The organism is Pseudonocardia sp. DxW (genome assembly GCF_058448985.1).
This window is the reverse complement of sequence record NZ_JBZFLK010000014.1, coordinates 71,596-92,530: the sequence shown is the minus strand read 5'-3', so window position 1 is coordinate 92,530 and position 20,935 is coordinate 71,596. Positions and strand designations below refer to the sequence as shown.

Genomic DNA, 20,935 nt, shown 5'->3' with positions numbered 1-20,935 from the left:
CGGTCCGGCTCAGCCGGCGACCAGCCGGTCGACCGCCTCAGGCGCGAACACCGTGCGGGCGACCAGCCGGGCCAGCCCGAGCGGGATGGCCCGCGGGCCCAGCGTGCTCGCGTCCACGACCGGCCGGGCGCGCTCGCTGACCGCGTCCTGAAGAAGATCGTCCAGGACCTCGGCGTCACCACCGTGTACGTCACCCACGACCAGGGCGAGGCGCTGTCGCTGGGCGACCGGGTGTGGCCGTCATGCGTTCCGGCCGGATCGTGCAGCTCGGCGATCCGCTGGCCGTCTACGACACCCCGTCCGAGAAGTTTGTCGGCGGCTTCCTCGGCTCCCCGCCGATGAACTTCCTGGCCGCGACGCTCACCCCGGACGGCGACCGGATCGACGTGGCCGGGACGGACCTGCCCGCCCCCGCCCATCTGGTGGAGAACCGACCCTCGTGAGCACCACCGCCGGGAGAACGGCGGCGCGGACGCCGCCGAGGCGAACGGCTGGTCGCCGGCTCGCTGGACGGCTGGCTCGCCTGGCACCGGTGGCTGGCCTCCGCGCGGGACCCGGACGGCGCCGGGCTGGTGGAGATCCACCACAGCTGGGAGTCCGGGTTCGACAACTCGCCGTGCTGGGACGGCCACTACGCCCGGATCACGCCCGGCCCGCTGCCGCCCTACCGGCGCCGCGACGTGCTGCACGTCGGTTCGGCCGGGGAGCGCCCCACCGACACCGAGTACGACCGCTACCTGTGGCCGGTCGAGCAGATGCGCTCGGTCGGCTACGACGACGCCGCGACCGGCTCGACGTCGACTTCCGGGTGCGCGACGCGTCCTTGTCCGCGGTGCTCGCCGCCGCGGCCGGGACACCGGCCGGCACCTGCGACGAGTTCGGCAGGCCGGACGACACGCCGCCGAGCAGCGCCGCATCGCCGCCGCCCGGTTCCGAGCGGGCCCTTCACCGGTGAGGCGCTGGGCAGCCACGCCCGTGGACGGCGGCCGCCGCCCTGGAGTGGCTGGCCTGACCGGCCCGGTCAGGCGGACACCACCTGGTCCAGCACGCCGTCGCGGGCCGAGGCCACCAGGTCCGAGAACTGGTCGACGCTCATCTGGATCCGCTGCCCGAAGTCGTCGGTGATCACGATCCGCTTCTCCGGGGCGGCGGCCTCGTCGACGTAGAGCTCGGGGCAGCCGCAGTTGCAGCTGCCGCAGAAGGTGGCGATGTGACGCATGCGGGTGCTCCCCTCTCGGACGGCGCGCGGACGGACATCCGCGCCGTCGGGAGGGGTCGGCCGTGCGGTCCGCCCGGTTCCCGGTGTCACCCGATGGAATCAGCCGGTCACCCGTTGGTCAGGATCGCGGAGCGTTCTGACGACGGTGGCCGGTCACCCGGGCGGAGCGCAACCGGTTCAGGGCCGCCGCGACCTCGTGCCGGCGGGGCACCGCGAAGTCGGCGAGCGTGCCGTGCGCGATCGCGGCGGTACCGTCGCGCCGCAGGTCGTCGTCGAGCCGGTCGAGTGCCTCGGCGAGGGTGACGCCGTCCAGCGTCAGGTGCGCCAGGGCCAGCCCGATGCCGGTGGTCTGCGACGGGTCGGCCAGCTGGGACACCGCGGACAGGTCGATGTCCTCGGCGCCGAAGGTGAGCCGGCCGCGGCCGCGGGCGGTGATCTTGCGGCGCCCGCGGACCTGCGGATCGACGCTCGCCGGATCGAACACCCGGTGCCCGAACGCGGGGAAGCCGGCGTCGTCGGCGCCCGGCGCCACTCCGGCGATCTCCCGGGCCCGCCCGGTGACCTCGGTGACCCGGTAGTCCTGCAGCAGGATCACCGTGTCGGCCCGGTCCAGGTAGTCCCCGGAGCCGCCCATCACCAGCACCGTGGACACGCCGTGCTCGCGGTGCAGTGGGCGGACCCGGTCGACGAACGGCACCAGCGGCTCGGCCGAGATCAGCTCGCGCATCCGGGCGTCCCGGATCATCACGTTGGTCGCCGAGGTGTCCTCGTCGACGAGCAGCGTGTCGGCGCCGGACTCGAGTGCCTCCATCGTCGACGCGGCCTGCGAGGTCGAGCCGGACGCCGACGGCGTCGAGAAGTCGTCGGTCGGCCGGCCGGACGGCAGGTCGGAGACGAACGCGCGGACGTCCACCCGCTGCACCGACCGCTCGTCCTCGGCACGGACCGAGACGGTGTCCGGCCGGGTCACGACGAGCTCCCGGCCGTCGCCGGGGATGTGGTCGTACACCCCGGTCTCCAGCGCCCGCAGCAGGGTGGACTTACCGTGGTAGCCGCCGCCGACGATCAGCGTGACGCCCTCGGGGAAGCCCATCCCGCGCACCGGGCCGCGGTTCGGGGTGTGCAGGGTGACCCGCAGCGACTCCGGTGCCTCGAACGGGACGGCGTCGCGCAGCGGGCGGTCGTCGATGCCGGAGGCGCGGGGCAGCACGGCGCCGTCGGCGACGAACCCGGTCAGGCCCTCGGCGCGCAGCGCGTCCCGCAGCGCGCCGGCGTCCTCGACCGTCTCGACGAACTCCACCGCCCGGTCGCGGTCAGCGTTCGTCCAGGTCAGCGCGCTGTGCACCGCAGCGGGGAGGTCGTCGGTCAGGGTCCGTGCGGCGGCGTGCCCGGCGATCCGGCGGCCGTGCCCCGGCAGCGGCATCCCTAGCTCGACGACGACGTCGCCGGACTCCCGGTCGATCCCGATCGCGCTGCGCTCCAGCACCTCCTGGCCGCCGGCGTCCACCGTCAGCGGGGTGTCGCGCAGGGCGGCGCGCAGCGCACGGAGCAGGAACCCGCCGAGCGCCCTGGCCCGCACCGGGGTCCGGTACAGCTCCGCGGGCAGCTCCGCGGTCGCCGCGGGCACGGTGATCCGCAGCCGGGACGGCGGCGCGAACGGATCAGCCTGGACCTTGCGGACCGCCAGCTCGACGCCGTCGAACGACCAGCGCCCGGTGAGACCCCTGTAGGCGCCGTAGCCCGAGCCATCCAGGCCGTGCAGCCGGGCGGCGAGCTCCCGGCCGTCGCCCTGCAGACCGGACGGCGGCGGGCCGGCCGTGCGACGATCGGGGCGGGTGCGGTGCGTGCGGGTCATGCGGTCCTCTCCGGACGGGTCTGCGGTCCCACCGTAGGTACCCGGCCGTGCCGGTTCACACCCGTTCCGGTCCGCAGCCTGGCCGGTCCGCAGCCTGGCCGGCCGCCCGGTCCCGGCCTCCCGCATGCCCGCCCCGCGTACCGTTCCGTTCTGCAATCACGCTGTTCAGGCGGGTCCTGCTCACCCGAGTGGTTCGTCCCCGAACGCCGGTCGGTAGCCTGACCCGTCGTGTTGTCGCGTAAGTCCGGAGTCCACCTCGCGCGTGGCGCGGCGATCGGTGTCGTCGAGACGATCCCCGGCGTCAGTGGCGGGACGATGGCCCTCGTCGTCGGGATCTATGAGCGGCTGATCGCCCAGGCCGGCCACCTGGTCGGCGCGGTCCGCGGCCTGCTCCCCGGCCAGGCCGGCGGCGACGTCCGGCCGCGCGAGCAGCTCCGCCGGCTGGACTGGGGCCTGCTGGTGCCGGTCGCGGTCGGGATGATCCTGGCCGTCGTGCTGGCGTCCCGGGTGCTGCCCGACCTGATCGAGGCGCATCCGGTCGGCTCCCGGGCGGTGTTCTTCGGGATGGTCGCCGCCTCGGTCGCGGTACCGCTGCGGATCACCGGGATGCTGCGCGGCTGGCGCGAGTGGTCGATCGTGGTCGTCGCCTTCGCGGTGACGTACCTGGTGAGCAGCCTGCCGCCGGCCGCGGGCGACGGGCGGCCGCCGTACGTCCTGATCGGGCTCGCCGCCGCCATCGCCATCAGCGCGCTGGTACTGCCCGGCTTCTCCGGCTCGTTCCTGCTGCTGGTCTTCGGACTCTACGAGCCCACCCTGCGCGCGGTCGCCGAGTTCGACATTGCCTACATCGCGGTCTTCGCGCTCGGCGCGATCGTCGGGCTGGGCACCTTCGTCTCGCTGCTGCAGTGGCTGCTGGAGCACCACCGCCGCACCCTCATGGTGATCATCGTGGGCGTGCTGCTGGGTGCACTGCGGGCGCTGTGGCCCTGGCAGGACGACGCACGCGGCGTCCTGGCCCCGGACCCGGGCTGGATCGCGATGCTGGTCCCGGCGCTGCTCGGCACCGCGCTCGTGATCGGCATCATGGTGCTGGAGCGCCGGGTCGAGCCGCGCACCGAGCCCGCCCCGGTGACCGACTCGGGGCCCGCCCCGGTGTCGTCTTCGGGGCCCGCCCCGGTGTCCGCCGAGGAGGAGACCCGGTTCCTGCGCCCGGTCCGCCCCGCCGAGGGATCCGGCACACCCGGCGGCGGCGGCCCGGACGCCGACGTCACCCGCCCGCTCCCCCGGATCGACCGCCGGGACGGCCCCGGAAACCCTTGACCTGAAGCCGGGTTCACCTCCGAGGATCGCTCGCATGAGCATCTTCAGCGACAGCGAGCTCGGATACCTGCGCGGGACCGGGCGGCTCGCCCGGCTCGCCACCATCGGCCCGGACGGCGGCCCGCAGATCCGCCCGGTCGGCTACCTGGTGAACCCGGACGGCACGATCGACGTCGGTGGCATCGACAACCCGGCCACCCAGAAGTGGCGCAACGTGCGGCGCGACCCGCGGGTCGCGCTCGTCGTCGACGACACCGGGGACGGCCCCGGCTGGTCGCCGCGCTGGGTCGAGGTGCGCGGCACCGCCGAGCTGCTGCCCGGCGAGGTACCCGGCGGGCCGTTCCGCGGCGGGGCGCCCGGCGTGATCCGGATCCGGCCGCACCGGGTGCTGGCGCAGGTCGACGGCACCTCGCACAACCGCACCGTGCAGGGCGAGCACCGCGACCCCGCGGCACCGGCGACACCGGCACCGTGACCCCGGCACCGGCACCGGCCCCCGCCCCGGCTCCAGCTCCAGCTCCCTCCCGGGCCCGGGTGAGCCGACCGGCGCTCGCCGCACCGCGCGGTGCCGGGAGGCCCGGGTACCCGCTCAGGCCGGGCGCGGCAGCCACTCCGGGCGGGACGAGCCGCGCGGCACGAGCACCGTCCGGTACTCGCCGGGCGTCGCCGTCATCGTCACCTGGTCGGTGACGCCCTGGTAGTGACCGAGCGGGGTGGACGCGGTGAAGGTCTCCGGATCGGGGTAGGCGTGCTCCGTCCCGGTCCCGGCGACCTCCCGCGCGTAGCCGAGATCGAACACGCCGAGCTCCAGCATCCACAGCGCGGCCCGCACCAGCGACACCTCGACCGCCCACGAGCCGCCCTCGGTCGCACGCCTGCGCAGCGCCGCGCAGATCCCGGTCGCGGTCAGCCAGGACACGATGTAGTCGTTGACGACCAGGATCGGGGACAGTCGCGGCCGCCCGCCGCCGCCCTCCAGCGTCATCATCCCGACCAGGGTCCCGGCGGACTGGTCGAAGCCGATCCGGTCCGCCCACGGACCGTGCGGGCCGTGCAGGGTGGTGGTGGCGTGCACGATCCCCGGCCGCACGGCCGCGGCCTCGGCGGCGGACAGGCCGATCGAGTCCAGGTAGCCGGGCCGCCGGTTGGCGTGGAACACGTCGGCGCCGGCGAGCAGCCCGCGCAGCAGCGCCCGGCCGTCCGCCGAGCGCGGGTCCACCGTGCAGGAGCGGACGCCGACGTTCGCGCTGACGTAGGTGGTGTCGTGCTCGAACTCGTCGGGCCGCCACACGTTCAGCACGTCGGCGCCGTGCAGGGCGAGCGACCGGCCGGTGCCCGCCCCGGCGATCACGTGCCCCATGCCGAGCGCGCGCAGCCCGTCCAGCGGCAGGTCGGCGCGGCCGCGGACCGGGAACGGCTCGGGCGGGGCGTCCCCGATCCGGCGCAGCGTGATCGGCGGGGTGTCCGCGATCGCGGCGTGCTGGGCGGTGCCGAGCCATTCCTGCGGGGTCCGGGCCATCGGCAGCACGATCCCGGCCGCCGCCGCGGCCTCCTCCAGCTCCGCGGCGTCCCACCGGCGGATCGCGTCGGCGACGCCCGCCTCGGGCGCCCCGAGGAACGTCTCGGCGGCGTGGCGCAGCTTCGGGTACGGGTTGAGCGGCATCACCCAGCGGCCGTCCCGGGTCTCGTGGAAGGAGAACCCGAGCGCCTGCGAGGTGATCGCCGGGCTGGCCGCCGGGTAGCCGTTGAGCAGCTCCCAGCGCCGGTCGTAGAACGGGCAGAGCCGGTGCGGTGCACGCCGGACGTCCACGGTGACGTCCTGGCCGTCGCCGCCGCGGTCCCGGTGGATCGCGGCGACGCCGACCGACCTGGCGGCGAGCGCGACGGCCGCTCCCCCGCCGAGCCGCAGCGCGCTGGGCACCACCGGATCGGCGCCGACGAAGCCGATCCGGCCGCCGGTGTCGGCGGCGGACAGCCCGGTCCCGGCGAGCAGGCCGTCCAGGGCGGCGGCCGGGTCGAACGCGTCGCCGGTGGCCGGGTGCTCGACGGCCGCGCGGACCCGGGCGGTGAGGTCGTCGGCCGGCCCGGTCCCGGCAGCACCGTCCACAACCGGCCCGGTCACCGGGGACCCGGCACGTGCTTGGCCCGCAGGTACTCCCCCACGGACTTGCCGATCTGGTCGACCCGCAGGTTCGCCGAGCCGCCCGACCCGAGCAGCCCGGTCAGCACCAGGTGCACCGCGCCCAGGTGCGGGAACTCGTGCCGGACGATCGCCCCGCCCGCCTCGGGCAGCAGCGCCGCCGCCCGTCCGGCGCTCAGCGTGGCGCGCAGCCAGTCCCAGTGCTCCGGGTCCTTCACCCAGATCCCGACGTTGGCGTTGCCGCCCTTGTCCCCGGCCCGGGCGTGCACGTACCGGCCGAGCTCGACCGGTGCGCCGTCGGGTGCCGGCAGCTGCGGATCGGGATGCACCGGCTGGGCGAGCTCCTCCGGCGCGGCGGTCGCCGACGGGCGCGGCGGGTCGATCCGGCTGCCGTCGTCGAGCACGACGTGTTCGTCGAGCAGCGTCGCGTCCAGCAGCGCCGGCCAGTACTCGATCCGCGGCCACGGCTCGGTGGCCCGGGGCGCGTGCCCGTCGTGGTGGAAACCGGGGAAGCCCTGCAGGTACAGCGATCCGACGGCGGGGGCGAAGCGGCGCAGCGGTTCCGGGTCGCGGGCGGTGGCGATCACCCGGATCGGCACGGTCGCGGCCCACTGGTCGGCCGGATCGACGGCGGCGACGCCGAGCGGGGTGACGTCGAGCTGGTCGACGTGCCGTCCGGGGTCCAGCCGTGCCACCAGGCGGCCGGGCCCGCGGTCAGCGAGGCGTCGGTGACCCGGCCGGTCACCACGATGTCGGCGCCCGCCGCGAGCGCGGCGGCGATGCCGAAGCCGCCGAGGTAGGCGTTCGCGGCGATCGGTTCGACGCCCCAGTCCTTGAGCGGGGCGCCGGTGTCCAGGTGCTCCAGGCCGTGCCCGTCGGCGTGGAAGTCGGCGAGCCGGTCCAGCACCCCGTCCCCCGCGACGTGTGCGACCCGCAGTGCGACGCGGGCGTCGGCGATCCGGTGGCGCAGCTGCGCGGCCATCCCGGCCGGGTCGAAGCCGCCGGCGTTGGTGACCACCCGCATGCCGCGCCGGGCGATCTCGGGCAGGTGCGGGGTGAGCTGGTCGAGGGCGTAGCCGACGTAGCCCGGCTTGCCGCGCCGGGCCCCGGCGGCCAGCGCCGCGAGGGTGATCTCGGCCAGGTAGTCGCCCATCAGCACGTCCACCGGATCGCCCGTCATCGCCTCGTCGACGGCGGTGAACCGGTCGCCCAGGTAGCCGGAGACGTTCGCGATCCGCAGCGATCGTGTGCCCATGCCGGTCACGCTAGAGCCGCAGACCGCCTCCGACCAGGACCGATGTACACAGCATGGCGTGACCTCTAGGGTCATGCGACGTGGAGCTGTTCCACCTGCGCTACTTCATCGCCGTCGCCGACGAGCTGAACCTGACCCGGGCCGCGGCGCGGCTGCACCTGGCCGCGTCGCCGCTGTCGCGGCGGATCCGGGATCTCGAACGCGAGCTCGGCACACCGCTGTTCGTCCGGTCCCCGCGCGGGATGGCGCTCACCGGGGCCGGCCGGGCGCTGCTGCCCCGGGCCCGGGAGATCGTGCACCGGGTGGACGCGCTGCCCGGCGAGCTGGCCGCCGCCGGCGGGCACCCGGTCGCCGCGGTCGGGCTGGCGCCGCACGTCACCGCCGCCGTGCGGGACGGCTTCCTGGAGCGGTTGCGGGCGGCGCATCCGGAGCTGGCCGTGCGGATCCGGCCCGGCTCCAGCGCCGAGCTCGCCGCCGCGGTGGCCCGCGGCGATCTCGACCTGGCCTTCGTGCACGGCCGGGCCGAGGACCCACGGCTGCGCGAGCGGCGGGTCGACTCCCGGCCGGCCGGCGTCGCCGTCGGGCACGGTCTCGGGTTCGACGACCGCACCGAGGTCCGGCTCGACGAGCTGGCCGGGCTGCCCGACGCGTCCATCCGGTACGACGCGGCCCCGGCCGTCTACCGGGCGACCGGCGAGCTGCTGGCCGGGCACGGCGTGCACCGGCGGATCGAGCTCGACACGCACAGCCCCGGCGACCTCGCCCACGTGGTGGCGGCCGGGCAGGAGTTCACCCTGGTCGGGCTGGGACCGGGGGCGACGCACAAGGCGTTCGTCGGGGAGCCGGTGCACGTGCTGCCGGTGACCGGCGCCGACGTCCGGCTCACCACCGAGGCGGTGTGGCGGGCCGACCGGGAGGACGACGGCGTGGTGCGCCTGCTCGTCGCCGCCGCCTCCCGGTGAGGCTCACACCCGGGCCGGCTCCCGGGTGCGGTCCTGCACGGTCTCGATCTCGGCCATCGACAGGTGCGCGGTCTCCCGGGCGCTGTACACCGAGGCCGCCGCGACCACGCAGATCACCGCACCGAACACGGCCACCGGGTACCAGCCCGCTGCGGAGTCGCCGGCCAGCGCGGTCGCGATGGTCGGGGCGAAGCCGCCGAGCGCGAAGCCGAGCTGGGTGCCGACGGCCATCCCGGTGAGCCGCACCCGGGCCGGGAACATCTCGCCGTAGAGCGAGGGCCAGACCCCGTTCGCGGCGCTGTACACCACGCCGGAGAGCAGGATGCCGGTCGCGAAGATCATCACCCAGTCACCGGTGGACACCGCCCACAGGTACGCGGCCAGCATGACCGCGCTGCCCAGCGCGCCGCCGATGAACACCGGCCGCCGCCCGATCCGGTCCGCCAGGGTCGCGAACAGCGGGATCGCGCCGAGGGCGACCACGTTGGCGGACACCACCACCCACAGCATCGTCGACCGCTCCAGGCCGACCGTGTTGACGGCGAACGAGAGTGCGAAGACGGTCATCAGGGTGCTGACCGAGGCGACGGTCGCCGCCAGGGTGACCCGCAGCAGGTTCGGCCAGTGCCCGCGCACCAGTGCGGCGATCGGCAGCTGCTCCTTCTTCGACGGCGCCGGGGCACCGTCCGCGGCCGTCCGGCGGTCGTCGGCGAGCTCGTTCTCGAACACCGGGGTCTCGTGCAGGGTGCGCCGGATCAGCACGCCGGCGATCAGCACCAGCACGCTCGCCCAGAACGGCACCCGCCAGCCCCAGCTGAGCAGCGCCTCCTCCGGCAGCAGCGCCACCGGCAGGAACACCGCAGTCGCCAGGATCTGCCCGGCCTGGGTGCCGGAGAGGGTGAAGCTGGTGAAGAACGCCCGCCGGTGCTGCGGCGAGTGCTCCAGCGTCATCGAGTTGGCACCGGCCTGCTCACCGCCCGCCGACAGGCCCTGCAGCAGCCGGCAGGTCACGAGCAGCGCCGGCGCCAGCGCGCCCACCTGCTCGTAGCTCGGCAGGAAGCCGATCGCCAGCGTCGCGCCGCCCATCAGCAGCAGCGTCGCGACCAGGACCTTCTTGCGGCCCATCCGGTCCCCGATGTGCCCGAACAGCACCGCGCCGAGCGGGCGGGCGACGTAGCCGAAGCCGAACGTCGCCAGCGCCAGCAGGGTGCCGGCGACCGGGCTGGTGTCGGGGAAGAAGACCCGGTTGAACACCAGGGCCGCGGCCGTGCCGTAGATGAAGAAGTCGTAGTACTCCAGCGCGCTGCCCACCCACGCGGCGAGCGCGGCCCGTTTCGGCTGCGCGGTCGGCGGGAGCTCGTCGGTGGCGGCGCCTTCGTGCGGCGCGCCGCCGGACGGGGAGCCGGGGCCCTCCGGGCCGGCCGATGACGGGATGGGACTCACCGGGTCCTCCAGGCGTGTGCGTCGTTGCAGGCACGGGCGGGCCGCGACCGGGCACGCTCTTATGTACCAAACAGTTACGTACCGAATAGTGAGTTGAGCCCCGGGCCGTGTCAAGCCCCGGATGCCGGCCGCTCCGGCTCAGTCCCGGCCGACGTGCGCGGTCAGGTACTCCACGACCAGGTCGCCGACCATCCGCCGGTAGTGCTCGCGCCGGGCGGGTTCGAGCAGGTCACGGCCGAAGATCGCGGACACGGTGTGCCGGTTCGCCACCCGGAACACGCAGAACGAGCTGATCACCACGTGCACGTCGAGCGCGTCCACGTCGGCGCGGAACAGCCCGGACACGCGGCCGCGGGCCAGGATGCCGTCGAGCACGTCGACCGCGGGCCCGGCGAGCCCGGGCAGCATCGGCGAGGCCCGCAGGTGCTCGGCGTGGTGGATGTTCTCGATGGCGACCAGCCGGATGAAGTCCGGATGCGCCTCGTGGTGGTCGAAGGTGAGTTCGGCGAGCGCCCGCACGGCGCGCACCGGGCTGAGCCCGGCGATGTCGAGATCGCGCTCGAGCGCCCGGATCCCGGCGTACGCCCGCTCCAGGACGGCCAGGTAGAGGCCCTGTTTCGAGTTGAAGTAGTAGTACAGCATCCGCTTGGTGGTGCGGGTGCGCGCGGCGATCTCGTCCACCCGGGCGCCGGCCAGGCCGCGCTCGGCGAACTCGGCGGTCGCCACGTCCAGGATCTCGGCGCGGGTCCGCTCCGCGTCGCGCTGACGTCCGGTCTCCTCCGGGACTGCCGCCACGCCGGTCCCCCTCCTCGCTGGTGCCGCCGGGCCGGACGCTACCGGCGGGCCCGGCCGGGGCTGGCGCGGCCCGATCGCCGTCCGGTACAACTAACTAACCGGTACATAGTTCGAGGAGGGGCAGTGCGCCAGACCGCCACCACGGCCGGGACCGTCCGGACCGGACTGATCGGAGCCGGGATCGGACCGTCGCTGTCCCCCGCGCTGCACGAGCGGGAGGCCGCGGCGCTCGGCCTGCCGCTGCGCTACCTGCGCTGGGACCTCGACGAGCTGTCCGCCGGCCCGGACGACGTCGGCGAGCTGCTCGCCCGGGCCCGCGCCGAGGGCTACCGCGGGCTCAACATGACCCACCCGTGCAAGCAGCTGGTGATCCGGCACCTGGACGCGCTGTCCCCCGACGCGGCGGCGATCGGCGCCGTCAACACCGTCACGATCGCCGAGGACGGCACGCTCACCGGCCACAACACCGACTGGACCGGGTTCCGGGACGGTCTGCACGAGGGGCTGCCCGGCGCCGGCACCGGCCGGGTGGTGCTGCTCGGGGCGGGCGGCGCCGGTGCCGCCGCCGGGTACGCGCTGGCCCGGGACGGGATCAATGTCCTCGACGTCGTCGACGTCGACGCCGGCCGCGCCGCGGCGCTGGCCGCCGCGCTCACCCCGCACCTGGCCCCCGGCGCGGTCGCCCGCGGGCACGCCCGCGCCGGGTTGGACGACCTGCTCGACGGCCCGCACGGCCGCGCCGACGGGCTGGTGCACGCCACCCCGATCGGGATGGCCGCCCATCCCGGCCTGCCCGTCGATCCGGCGCTGCTGGGCGGGCTGCCCTGGGTCGCCGAGATCGTCTACCGGCCGCTGGACACCGCGCTGCTGCGGGCGGCCCGGGCCGCGGGCTGCCGGACCGTCGACGGCGGCCGGATGGCGGTGCACCAGGCGGCCGAGGCGTTCCGGCTGTTCACCGGCCACGTCCCGGACCCGGCGCGGATGCTGGCCCACCTGGCCGAGCTGGTCGCCACCGAGCGGGCCGACGACCGTGTCGCCTGAGCACCCGGCCCCCGGGCGGCCGCGGCTCTCGATCGCCACCGTCTGCCTGTCCGGCACGCTGGACGACAAGCTGGACGCCGCGGCGGCCGCCGGCTTCGACGGTGTCGAGATCTTCGCCCCGGATCTCATCGCCGATCCCGCGCCGCCCGCCGGGATCGGCGCCCGCTGCCGCGACCTCGGCCTCACCGTGGACCTCTACCAGCCGTTGCGCGACATCGACTCCACCGATCCCGACCGGTTCGCCGCCAATCTCCGGCGGGCCGAGGCGACGTTCGACGTGATGGCCGGGCTCGGCGCCGGCACCGTGCTGGTGTGCTCCTCGGTCGCGCCGGACGCCGTCGCCGATCCGGACCGGCTCGCCGGCCAGCTGCACACCCTCGCCGGTCGTGCCGAGGACCGCGGCGTCCGGATCGCCTACGAGGCGCTCGCCTGGGGCCGGCACGTGCACACCTGGGACGCGTCCTGGCGGGCCGTGCGGGCCGGTGACCATCCGGCGCTCGGGCTGTGCCTGGACTCGTTCCACGTGCTCGCCCGGGGCTCGGATCCGGCGCCGATCGCGGACGTCCCCGGCGACAAGCTGTTCTTCCTGCAGCTGGCCGACGCCCGCGAGGTTACGATGGACGTGCTCAGCTGGAGCCGGCACCATCGCCTGTTCCCCGGCCAGGGCGGGTTCGACCTGCCCGCGTTCGTCGGGCCGGTGCTGGCCGCCGGGTACGCCGGGCCGCTGTCGCTGGAGGTGTTCAACGACGTCTTCCGGCAGGCCGATCCGCTGCGCACCGCCGTCGACGCGCGCCGCTCCCTGCTGGCGCTCGCCGAGGCCACCGCGGACCGGGGCGCCGGGACCGATCCGGTCGCGGCCGGGCCGCCCGCGCTCGGCGGGATCGCGTTCGCCGAGCTGCGGGCCGGTCCCGAGCTGGGCCGGGTGCTGCGGGCGCTCGGGTTCAGCCGGACCGGCGTGCACCGCACGAAGCCGGTGGAACGCTACGAGCAGGGCGGGGCACGCATCCTGGTCGACACAGCCGCGAGCGGCCCGACCGACACAGCCGCGAGCGGCCCGACCGACACGGCCGGCTCCGGCAGCGCGGTGGTCGCGCTCGGGATCGAGTCGGCCGATCCGGCGGCGTCGGCCCGCCGGGCGGGCGCGCTGTGCGCCCCGCGGATGCCCCGCAGCACCGGCCCGGGCGAGGCCGATCTCGCCGAGGTGGGCGCCCCGGACGGCACCTCGCTGCTGTTCTGCCGCACCGGCCCGCACGGCTCCGGCTGGTCGGGCGACTTCGTCGCCACCGCCGAGCCGCGCGTCCCGGGCACCGGGATCACCGGGATCGACCACGTGGGTCTCACCCAGCCCTACGACGTCTTCGACGAGGCGGTGCTGTTCCACCGCACCGTGCTCGGCCTGGACCCGGTCGCCGACGGCGAGTTCGCCGCCCCGTTCGGCCTGGTCCGCAGCCGCGCGCTGGCCGACGCCGGGCGCACCGTCCGGCTGGCGCTGACCGTGTCGCTGCTGCGCCGCGGCGAGTGGGGTCCCGGGGTCGCCGATCCGCAGTACGTCGCGCTGGGCACCGACGACCTGCTCGCGACGGCGGCCGCCGCCCGGGCCGCGGGCGTCCCGCTGCTGCCGGTACCGGGCAACTACCACGACGACCTGGCGGCCCGCCTGGACCTGCCGGACGAGCGGATCGCCGTCTATCGCGAGCTGGGGGTGCTGCACGAGCGGGACGCCGACGGCGACCTGCTCCAGGTGTGCACCGAGCTGCTCGGCGGGCGGCTGTTCCTCGTGCTGGTGCAGCGCACCGGCCGGCACGACGGCCACGGCTGGAGCGACGCGCCGGTCCGGATGGCGGCGCACCGCCGGTCCCGCCTCACCCGCGCCGGTGCCGGCTGAGGCACCCGGCTGCGCGGGAGCCGGCACCGGCCCGGCTACCGCGCGTCCCGCCCGCTCGTCGAGGGGCGGGCGGGACGCCCGGGGGTGCCGTCAGGCGAACGCCTCCGGCGGCGGGCAGGAGCAGACCAGGTTGCGGTCGCCGTGCGCACCGTCGATCCGGCGCACCGGCGGCCAGACCTTGCGGTCGTGCACGCCCGGCGCCGCACCGGTCGGGTAGGCGGCGAGCTCCCGCGGGTAGGGGTGGTCCCACTTGTCGTCGGCCAGGCAGGCTGCGGTGTGCGGGGCGCCCCGCAGCGGGTTGTCGTCGGCCGGCCACTCCCCCGCGGCGACCCGGTCGATCTCGCCGCGGATCGAGATCATCGCGGCGATGAACCGCTCGATCTCGGCCAGGTCCTCGGACTCGGTCGGCTCGACCATCAGGGTCCCGGCCACCGGGAACGACATGGTCGGGGCGTGGATGCCGTGGTCGATCAGCCGCTTCGCGACGTCGTCCACCGTGACGCCGGTCTCCTTGGTGATCGCGCGCAGGTCCAGGATGCACTCGTGCGCGACCGAGCCGTCGGTCCCGGAGTACAGCACCGGGTAGTGCTCTCCCAGCCGGCGGGCGACGTAGTTCGCGGCGGCGACGGCGGTGAGCGTGGCCCGCCGCATCCCGTCGAGCCCCATCATCCGCAGGTAGGCCCAGGAGATCGGCAGCACACCCGGGGAGCCGTGCGGCGCCGCGGACACCGGGCCGACCTCGCCGCGACCGGGCAGGAACGGGGCGAGGTGCTCGGCCACCGCGACCGGGCCGACCCCCGGCCCGCCGCCGCCGTGCGGGATGCAGAACGTCTTGTGCAGGTTCAGGTGCGACACGTCGCCGCCGAAGGCGCCCGGCCGGGCCACCCCGACCAGCGCGTTGAGGTTGGCGCCGTCGACATAGACCTGGCCACCCGCATCGTGCACCGCGCCGCACACGTCGCGCACCTGCGCCTCGTACACCCCGTGCGTGGACGGGTAGGTGATCATCAGCGCGGACAGCCGGGACCCGTGCTCGTCGATCTTGGCCCGGAGGTCGTCGAGATCGACGTTGCCCTGGGCGTCGGTGCCGACGACCACCACCCGCATCCCGGCCATGATCGCCGACGCGGCGTTGGTGCCGTGCGCGGACGCCGGGATCAGGCAGACGTCGCGCTCGGCCTCGCCGCGGCTGCGGTGGTAGGCCGCGATAGCCAGCAATCCGGCGAACTCGCCCTGGCTGCCCGCGTTCGGCTGCAGCGACACCGCGGCGTAGCCGGTCAGGTCGGCCAGCCAGGTCTCCAGCTGGGTGATCAGCTCCCGGGAACCGGCGGTGTCCGACTCCGGCGCGAACGGGTGCAGGTCGCTGAACTGCGGCCAGGTCACCGCCTCCATCTCGGCGGCAGCGTTGAGCTTCATCGTGCAGGAGCCCAGCGGGATCATCGTGCGGTCCAGCGCGAGATCGGCGTCGGCGAGCCGGCGCAGCCAGCGCATCAGCGCGGTCTCCGACCGGTGCTCGTGGAACGTCGGGTGGGTCAGGTAGCCGCTGGTCCGGGCCAGCGCGCCGGGCAGCGCGTCGGCGGTGCCGGAGTCCAGCGCCGCGGCGTCCTGCGGGCCGGCCCCGAAGGCCTCCCAGACCGCGCGCAGGTGCGCCACGGTGGTGATCTCCGAGGTGGAGATGCCGACCTCGTCGCCGGAGACCCGGCGCAGCGCGATCCCGGCGTCGTGCGCGGCGGCGACGACGGCGTCCGCCCGGCCGGGCACCCGGGCCAGCACGGTGTCGAAGAACGCGTCGTGCACGATCTCGACGCCGCCGGAGCGCAGCCCGGCGGCCAGCACCGCCGCCATCCGGTGGGTCCGCTGGGCGATGGCGCGCAGCCCCTCCGGGCCATGATGCACCGCGTAGCAGGCCGCCATCACGGCCAGCAGCACCTGCGCGGTGCAGATGTTGGAGGTCGCCTTCTCCCGGCGGATGTGCTGCTCCCGGGTCTGCAGGGCGAGCCGCAGCGCGTAGTTGCCGTCCGCGTCCCGGGAGACCCCGACCAGCCGGCCCGGGAGCTGGCGGGCGTGCCGCTGCCCGACCGACAGGTAGGCGGCGTGCGGGCCGCCGAAGCCGAGCGGGACACCGAACCGCTGGGTGGAGCCGATCGCCGCGTCCGCGCCCAACTCGCCGGGCGGGGTGAGCAGGGTCAGCGCCAGCAGGTCCGCGGCGACCGCGACCAGTGCGCCCCGCTCGTGCGCCTGCTCGATCAGCGCCGACGGGTCGGCCAGCCGCCCGGACGCGCCCGGGTAGCTGAGCAGCACGCCGAACATCTCGCCGTCCGGCAGGGTGCCGCCGGACAGGTCGGCGACCTCCAGCTCGATGCCGAGCGGCTCGGCCCGGGTGCGGAGCACGTCCAGGGTCTGCGGCAGCGTGTCGGCGTCGACCACGAACCGGGCCGACTTCGCGCGCCCGGCCCGGCGCAGCAGCGTCATCGCCTCGGCGGCGGCGGTCGCCTCGTCCAGCAGTGACGCACCGGCGACCGGCAGCCCGGTCAGGTCCGACACCATCGTCTGGAACGCGAGCAGCGCCTCCAGCCTGCCCTGGCTGATCTCCGGCTGGTACGGCGTGTACGCGGTGTACCAGGCCGGGTTCTCCAGCACGTTGCGCCGGATCGCCGACGGCGTCCGGGTGCCGTGGTAGCCGAGCCCGATCATCGGGACGTTCACCGTGTTGCGGTCGGCCAGCGCCCGAAGCTCGGCGAGCATCTCGGCCTCACCGACCGGCGCCGGCAGCGAACCGCCGACCGGCTCGGGATCGCGGATCGCGGCGGGCAGCGCCCGGTCGGCCAGCGCCTCGAGCGAGTCGACGCCCAGCGCGTCGAGCATCCTGGCGAGCTCGCCGGGCCGGGGCCCGACGTGCCGGTCGGCGAACGGCAGTCCACGCTCGAGCTCGGCGAGGGTGGGACGGTGCTGCTGCGGGGTCGGGCTCACGGCGCCTCCGAAGGTGACGGCTCGGGCGGGGCAGGGCTGTCTCGCCCCTCCCCCTCTGTCCGTACCCGCGATCCGGGCGCCTGAGAGATTCACCCGAGGCTTCGGGCTTTCCCCGTCGGCGGACGGGCCCCCCGTGGTGGCCCGTCGCTTTCCAGAGGCGTCTCTACCGTGCGGTCCTGGTGCCTGAGAGGTTCCGGGAAGGGATTTGCTCCTTCGGCGCCCGGCTGTACTGCACCGGGTCTCTCCCGCTCGGTGTCAACGACTACCGGGCCGAGGATAACCGCTCCGGTCAGTATTTCCACGGCACCGGCGCCGGACCCGTCCCGCCAGGCTTGCGGGCATGTCGAACAGCAGTGCTCCGAACCCCGTCCCCGCCACCACCGCCGCCTTCCACCTGCAGGCGGTCCTGTCCTTCGGCATCTCGCTGGCCGCGGTCGTCGTCGGGACCTTCTACCTGCCCGTCGACGGCTGGGTGAAGGCGTTCCTGGCCATCGCCGTGCTGTACGCCATCACCTCGGCGTTCACCCTCGCCAAGTGCGTCCGCGACAAGCAGGAGAGCCTGACCGTCGTCAACCGGGTCGACCAGGCCCGGCTGGAGAAGCTGATCGCCGAGCACGACCCGTTCCGCTCGGTCGCGTGAGCCGGCCGCTCAGGAGATCGCGCGCCGGGACCGGCGCCGGGCCAGCTCGTCCTCCGGCGACTCGTCGACGGTGCCGCCGTCGGCGCGTTCCACCGGGAAGTCCTTGATCACACCGCTGATCTCGCGCATCGCGCCCGAGACGGCGATCCCGAACACTCCCTGGCCGCCCTGCAGCAGGTCGACGACCTCCTCCGGGGAGGTGCACTCGTAGACGGTGGTGCCGTCGGAGAACAGGGTGATCCCGGCGAGATCCCTTATCCCGCGCCGGCGCAGGTGCTCGACCGCGATCCGGATGTTCTGCAGCGAGACCCCGGCGTCGAGCAGCCGCTTCACGATCTTCAGGACCAGTACGTCCTTGAACGAGTACAGCCGCTGGCTGCCCGATCCGGCGGCACCGCGGATCGACGGCACGACGAGCCCGGTCCGGGCCCAGTAGTCGAGCTGCCGGTAGGTGATGCCGACGACCTGGCACGCGGTCGGGCCGCGGAAGCCGACGAGGCGATCGGACACCCCGTCCAGCCCCTCACCGACGAGCGGGTCCGGGAACAGCTCTGTCTGCCCCGGCCCCTCGGGTGGTGGCGTCTGCACCGCGTGGTCTCCCTCGGTCGGCCGCACCGTGACCGTCCTCGCCGTCCCATCACTCTCGGTGAAGGCGAGTTGCACGGATGTCATCAACGCTGATGACGGTATGCCCGGCGGCCGGAGTGGTCAACGCGGCTCGCCGACACGGCCGTACCGCACAACGCCAGGTGACGCAGCACGGGCGGCCCGGTCACGCCGAGCGGCACCCGGTGTCGCCGAACGGTCCGGAACACCCGTTCGGGTGTCAGCCGGGCTGGGCGCCGCGGAAGTCCTCCGGTGACACCGAGTCGAGGAACTCGCGGAACTTCTCGACCTCGTCCTCCTGCTCGTCGGGGATGACGAGCCCGGCCTCGGCCAGCACGCTCTCGTCGGCGTGCACCGGGACACCGGTCCGCAGCGCCAGCGCGATCGAGTCGCTCGGCCGGGCGGACACCGTCACGCCGCCGTCGAAGATCAGCTCGGCGTAGAAGGTACCCTCCTGCAGGTCGGTCACCCGGACCTGTTCCAGCCGCCGGCCCAGTGCCCCGATGACGTCCTTGAGCAGATCGTGGGTCAACGGCCGTGCCGGCTTGACCCCCTGCTGCTCGAGGGCGATGGCCGTCGCCTCGACCGATCCGATCCAGATCGGGAGGTAGCGATCACCGTTGGTCTCCCGCAGCAACAGGATCGGCTGGTTCGCCGGGAGTTCGACCCGGACGCCCACGACGCGCATCTCGCTCATCAGCCCGCCTCCCCGGCCCTGTCGGGCCTGTCGGCCGCCCGGGGTGGACCCGCCACCCCGGCCGCCCTGATCGCCTTGCTCGCCCTGGTCCGTGCCCTGGGAGCTGTGGTCGCTCGTACCCCCGCCACCGACACGTTCCGACGCTACACGGGCGGGGCCCCCGATGCGCGCCTCCGGACGGGGTGTGACAGCGTCCTTTCGACGATCGTCACACGCCCGCCTTCGCACGGCGTGTCGGCTGGACCGCCGCCGGCGGATCAGCCCCGGGGGTCGCCCTCGCGAGGACCGGTCAGGAAGACCAGGCGGAACTTGCCGATCTGGACCTCGTCACCGTTGGCGAGCACGGCCGTGTCGACCGGCTCGCGGTTCACGTAGGTGCCGTTCAGGCTGCCGACGTCCACCACGACGAACTCGCCGGCGTCCCGGCGGAACTCGGCGTGCCGGCGGGAGACGGTGACATCGTCCAGGAAGATGTCGCTGTCGGGGTGCCGGCCCGCACTGGTGGTCGGCACGTCGAGCAGGAAGCGCGAACCGGCGTTCGGGCCGCGCCGGACCACCAGCAGGGCCGACCCGGCGGGTAGCCCGTCGACGCCGGAGACGGCGGGCTCGGCGCTCGGCTGCTCCACGTCGGCGAGGAAGTCCGCCCGGAAGACCGATGTGGTCTCCGGTGCGCGCTCCGGCGGCACGTCGCGCGGGTCGTTCGTGGTCACCTCGGGGTCTCCTCCTCCGGAAGCGGGGGTCCCGGACACGGTCCGGGTGATGCAGGCGGGCCGGCCGCACTGGTGCGGTGCTGCGCTGAGGCGGATGTCGCCTCGACCGGCTGCGGTGTCGACGTGTCAGGGGGACCGAACCTACCCGCCCCGGTGTCGCCGCGATACGCCAGGCCGCGGCGTCCGGGCGACCCGTGCGACGGGCGGTCGCCGGGGGTGGTCAGGAACCGTCGGCGAGCTGACGGTAGGCGTCGGCGTCGAGCGGGCCGGCCGGCGTGGCGCCGTCCGCGATCCGCACGTCGACGATCCAGCCGTCCCCGTACGGAGCCGAGTTGATCAGCTCCGGACCGGCGTCCAGCGCCTCGTTGACGGCGACCACCTCGCCCGCCACCGGTGCGTAGATGTCCGACACCGACTTGGTCGACTCGACCTCGCCCATCGTGTCGCCCGCGGACAGCACGTCGCCGACGGTCGGCAGCTGGACGAACACCACATCCCCCAGCTGCGACTGGGCGTGGTCGGTGATGCCGATCCGGACCACCCCGTTCCCGGTGTCGCGCACCCACTCGTGGGCCTCGGTGTAGGTCAGGTCCGAGGGAATCTCCGAACTCACGCGACGAGCCTAGCCCCCGCCATCCGGGTGACCGAACCGGGGCGCCGGGGGCGGGAACGGGCGCCGCATCGCCAGCCCGAACTGCACCAGGTAGAGCAGGCCGGACCACATGTAGAGGGCGACGCCCCAGATCGCGAACGCGTGCGCGATCACCCGGACGGCGGTCTCCGCGGCGGACGGCCCGTCCCCGAGAAGGAGCAGCGGGAAGGCGTAGAGCAGCACGAAGGTCGCGGCCTTGCCGAGGTAGACGACCTCGAACGGGCCGTACCCCCGGCGGCGCAGCACGAACACGCACACGGCCAGCACGACGTCCCTGGCGAGCAGCGCACCCACCGCCCACCAGGGCACGATGTCGCGGATCGCCAGGCCGACCAGCGCGGCCAGGATGTAGAGCCGGTCGACGGCCGGATCGAGCATCGCCCCGAACCGGCTGTACTGGTCCAGCACCCGGGCCAGCTTCCCGTCCAGCCAGTCGGTGAAGCCGCCGATCGCCAGCACCGCGACGGCCCAGCCGTCGGCCTCCGGGCCGAGCATCAGCCACAGGAACAGCGGCACCCCGGCCAGGCGCAGCATGCTCAGCGCGTTCGGCACCGTCCAGAGCCGGTCGTCACCGGTGGGCGGACCGGCGACGTCGTGCACCGTGTCCCGCACGGTGTCGCGCACCGTGTCCCGGGCCTCACGGGCGCCGCGCCGGACCGCCGCGGCCCTGCCCGTATCGGATTCCCCGCCCACCCGGGCAGCCTAGACGGCTCCCGCACTGTGCAGCCCGGCCCCGCGGGGTGAG

22 protein-coding genes, 1 pseudogene and 1 riboswitch are annotated in these 20,935 nt (G+C 74.8%); of the genes and pseudogenes, 9 read left to right on the top strand and 14 right to left on the bottom strand.

Annotated features, from left to right (window positions below; translation table 11 throughout):
• Positions 1-9: 9 nt before the first annotated feature.
• Entirely contained in the window at positions 10-198 is a 189-nt protein-coding gene (locus tag ACVJO7_RS21745) for a hypothetical protein (protein WP_491674400.1), read from the bottom strand.
• A gap of 44 nt (positions 199-242) precedes the next feature.
• Here ACVJO7_RS21745 and ACVJO7_RS21740 point away from each other — a divergent pair, with 44 nt between their 5' ends.
• The 3 genes and pseudogenes from ACVJO7_RS21740 to ACVJO7_RS21730 all read left to right on the top strand — a co-directional run bounded on the left by ACVJO7_RS21740 (position 243) and on the right by ACVJO7_RS21730 (position 955).
• Entirely contained in the window at positions 243-443 is a 201-nt protein-coding gene (locus tag ACVJO7_RS21740; RefSeq protein ID WP_491674399.1) for a hypothetical protein, read from the top strand.
• Positions 444-491: 48 nt separating this feature from the next.
• A pseudogene (locus ACVJO7_RS21735) lies at positions 492-731 on the top strand (MGH1-like glycoside hydrolase domain-containing protein); the annotation flags it as partial.
• An 8-nt stretch (positions 732-739) separates the two neighbouring features.
• On the top strand, positions 740-955 hold the full coding sequence (locus ACVJO7_RS21730) for a hypothetical protein (RefSeq protein WP_491674398.1): 216 nt from the start codon (positions 740-742) through the stop codon (positions 953-955).
• 66 nt (positions 956-1,021) lie between these two features.
• Here the strand turns inward: ACVJO7_RS21730 and ACVJO7_RS21725 are convergent, their stop codons facing one another.
• Together ACVJO7_RS21725 and ACVJO7_RS21720 are read right to left on the bottom strand one after the other, a co-directional pair.
• Positions 1,022-1,219 carry a hypothetical protein gene (locus ACVJO7_RS21725; RefSeq protein ID WP_344017739.1) on the bottom strand — a complete coding sequence of 66 codons (198 nt, stop codon included), beginning with the start codon at positions 1,217-1,219 and terminating at the stop codon, positions 1,022-1,024.
• Between the two features lie 118 nt (positions 1,220-1,337).
• Positions 1,338-3,074, bottom strand: a complete 1,737-nt coding sequence (locus ACVJO7_RS21720) for a P-loop domain-containing protein (RefSeq protein ID WP_491674397.1) — start codon at positions 3,072-3,074, stop codon at positions 1,338-1,340.
• Between the two features lie 228 nt (positions 3,075-3,302).
• Between ACVJO7_RS21720 and ACVJO7_RS21715 the strand changes: the two genes are divergently transcribed.
• The gene (locus ACVJO7_RS21715) at positions 3,303-4,394 is read left to right on the top strand and encodes a DUF368 domain-containing protein (RefSeq protein WP_491674396.1); all 1,092 of its coding nucleotides are present in this window, start codon (positions 3,303-3,305) and stop codon (positions 4,392-4,394) included.
• 34 nt (positions 4,395-4,428) lie between these two features.
• The gene (locus ACVJO7_RS21710) at positions 4,429-4,869 is read left to right on the top strand and encodes a PPOX class F420-dependent oxidoreductase (RefSeq protein WP_491674395.1); all 441 of its coding nucleotides are present in this window, start codon (positions 4,429-4,431) and stop codon (positions 4,867-4,869) included.
• Between the two features lie 114 nt (positions 4,870-4,983).
• Here the strand turns inward: ACVJO7_RS21710 and ACVJO7_RS21705 are convergent, their stop codons facing one another.
• The 3 genes from ACVJO7_RS21705 to ACVJO7_RS21695 are packed head-to-tail and all read right to left on the bottom strand — an operon-like array spanning position 4,984 to position 7,789.
• Entirely contained in the window at positions 4,984-6,516 is a 1,533-nt protein-coding gene (locus tag ACVJO7_RS21705; RefSeq protein WP_491674394.1) for a CoA transferase, read from the bottom strand.
• Positions 6,513-7,229: an AtuA-related protein gene (locus ACVJO7_RS21700; RefSeq protein WP_491674393.1), complete on the bottom strand. Its 717-nt coding sequence runs from the start codon at positions 7,227-7,229 to the stop codon at positions 6,513-6,515. The genes ACVJO7_RS21705 and ACVJO7_RS21700 overlap by 4 nt, the downstream gene beginning before the upstream one ends.
• Positions 7,118-7,789 carry an acyclic terpene utilization AtuA family protein gene (locus ACVJO7_RS21695; RefSeq protein ID WP_491674392.1) on the bottom strand — a complete coding sequence of 224 codons (672 nt, stop codon included), beginning with the start codon at positions 7,787-7,789 and terminating at the stop codon, positions 7,118-7,120. The genes ACVJO7_RS21700 and ACVJO7_RS21695 overlap by 112 nt, the downstream gene beginning before the upstream one ends.
• Positions 7,790-7,869: 80 nt before the next feature.
• On the opposite strand from ACVJO7_RS21695, the gene ACVJO7_RS21690 reads away from it, so the two are divergent.
• The gene (locus ACVJO7_RS21690; protein ID WP_491674391.1) at positions 7,870-8,751 is read left to right on the top strand and encodes a LysR family transcriptional regulator; all 882 of its coding nucleotides are present in this window, start codon (positions 7,870-7,872) and stop codon (positions 8,749-8,751) included.
• 3 nt (positions 8,752-8,754) lie between these two features.
• Here the strand turns inward: ACVJO7_RS21690 and ACVJO7_RS21685 are convergent, their stop codons facing one another.
• Together ACVJO7_RS21685 and ACVJO7_RS21680 are read right to left on the bottom strand one after the other, a co-directional pair.
• Complete coding sequence (locus ACVJO7_RS21685; RefSeq protein ID WP_491674390.1) at positions 8,755-10,194, bottom strand: MFS transporter; 1,440 nt, start codon at positions 10,192-10,194, stop codon at positions 8,755-8,757.
• A 138-nt stretch (positions 10,195-10,332) separates the two neighbouring features.
• Complete coding sequence (locus tag ACVJO7_RS21680; protein WP_491674389.1) at positions 10,333-10,989, bottom strand: TetR/AcrR family transcriptional regulator; 657 nt, start codon at positions 10,987-10,989, stop codon at positions 10,333-10,335.
• A gap of 123 nt (positions 10,990-11,112) precedes the next feature.
• On the opposite strand from ACVJO7_RS21680, the gene ACVJO7_RS21675 reads away from it, so the two are divergent.
• Entirely contained in the window at positions 11,113-12,030 is a 918-nt protein-coding gene (locus ACVJO7_RS21675; protein ID WP_491674388.1) for a shikimate dehydrogenase, read from the top strand.
• Positions 12,020-13,915: a sugar phosphate isomerase/epimerase and 4-hydroxyphenylpyruvate domain-containing protein gene (locus ACVJO7_RS21670; protein ID WP_491674387.1), complete on the top strand. Its 1,896-nt coding sequence runs from the start codon at positions 12,020-12,022 to the stop codon at positions 13,913-13,915. Before ACVJO7_RS21675 ends, ACVJO7_RS21670 begins: the two co-directional genes overlap by 11 nt.
• A 90-nt stretch (positions 13,916-14,005) precedes the next feature.
• On the opposite strand, the gene gcvP is transcribed toward ACVJO7_RS21670, so the two are convergent.
• Positions 14,006-16,885, bottom strand: coding sequence for an aminomethyl-transferring glycine dehydrogenase (gene gcvP, locus ACVJO7_RS21665; RefSeq protein ID WP_491674386.1), 2,880 nt, complete (start codon positions 16,883-16,885; stop codon positions 14,006-14,008).
• Positions 16,886-17,046: 161 nt separating this feature from the next.
• Positions 17,047-17,143: riboswitch (glycine riboswitch) on the bottom strand.
• 82 nt (positions 17,144-17,225) lie between these two features.
• On the opposite strand from gcvP, the gene ACVJO7_RS21660 reads away from it, so the two are divergent.
• Positions 17,226-17,525 carry a YiaA/YiaB family inner membrane protein gene (locus ACVJO7_RS21660; protein WP_491674385.1) on the top strand — a complete coding sequence of 100 codons (300 nt, stop codon included), beginning with the start codon at positions 17,226-17,228 and terminating at the stop codon, positions 17,523-17,525.
• Positions 17,526-17,534: 9 nt separating this feature from the next.
• On the opposite strand, the gene ACVJO7_RS21655 is transcribed toward ACVJO7_RS21660, so the two are convergent.
• The 5 genes from ACVJO7_RS21655 to clsA form a co-directional block, all read right to left on the bottom strand.
• On the bottom strand, positions 17,535-18,140 hold the full coding sequence (locus ACVJO7_RS21655) for a MerR family transcriptional regulator (protein WP_491674384.1): 606 nt from the start codon (positions 18,138-18,140) through the stop codon (positions 17,535-17,537).
• Positions 18,141-18,351: 211 nt separating this feature from the next.
• Positions 18,352-18,828, bottom strand: a complete 477-nt coding sequence (locus ACVJO7_RS21650; protein WP_010224693.1) for a bifunctional nuclease family protein — start codon at positions 18,826-18,828, stop codon at positions 18,352-18,354.
• A gap of 257 nt (positions 18,829-19,085) precedes the next feature.
• Positions 19,086-19,538, bottom strand: a complete 453-nt coding sequence (gene garA / locus ACVJO7_RS21645; protein ID WP_085911046.1) for a glycogen accumulation regulator GarA — start codon at positions 19,536-19,538, stop codon at positions 19,086-19,088.
• Between the two features lie 220 nt (positions 19,539-19,758).
• On the bottom strand, positions 19,759-20,151 hold the full coding sequence (gene gcvH, locus ACVJO7_RS21640; protein ID WP_344017756.1) for a glycine cleavage system protein GcvH: 393 nt from the start codon (positions 20,149-20,151) through the stop codon (positions 19,759-19,761).
• A gap of 9 nt (positions 20,152-20,160) precedes the next feature.
• Positions 20,161-20,883 carry a cardiolipin synthase ClsA gene (gene clsA, locus ACVJO7_RS21635; protein WP_425563564.1) on the bottom strand — a complete coding sequence of 241 codons (723 nt, stop codon included), beginning with the start codon at positions 20,881-20,883 and terminating at the stop codon, positions 20,161-20,163.
• Between the last annotated feature and the right edge of the window lie 52 nt (positions 20,884-20,935).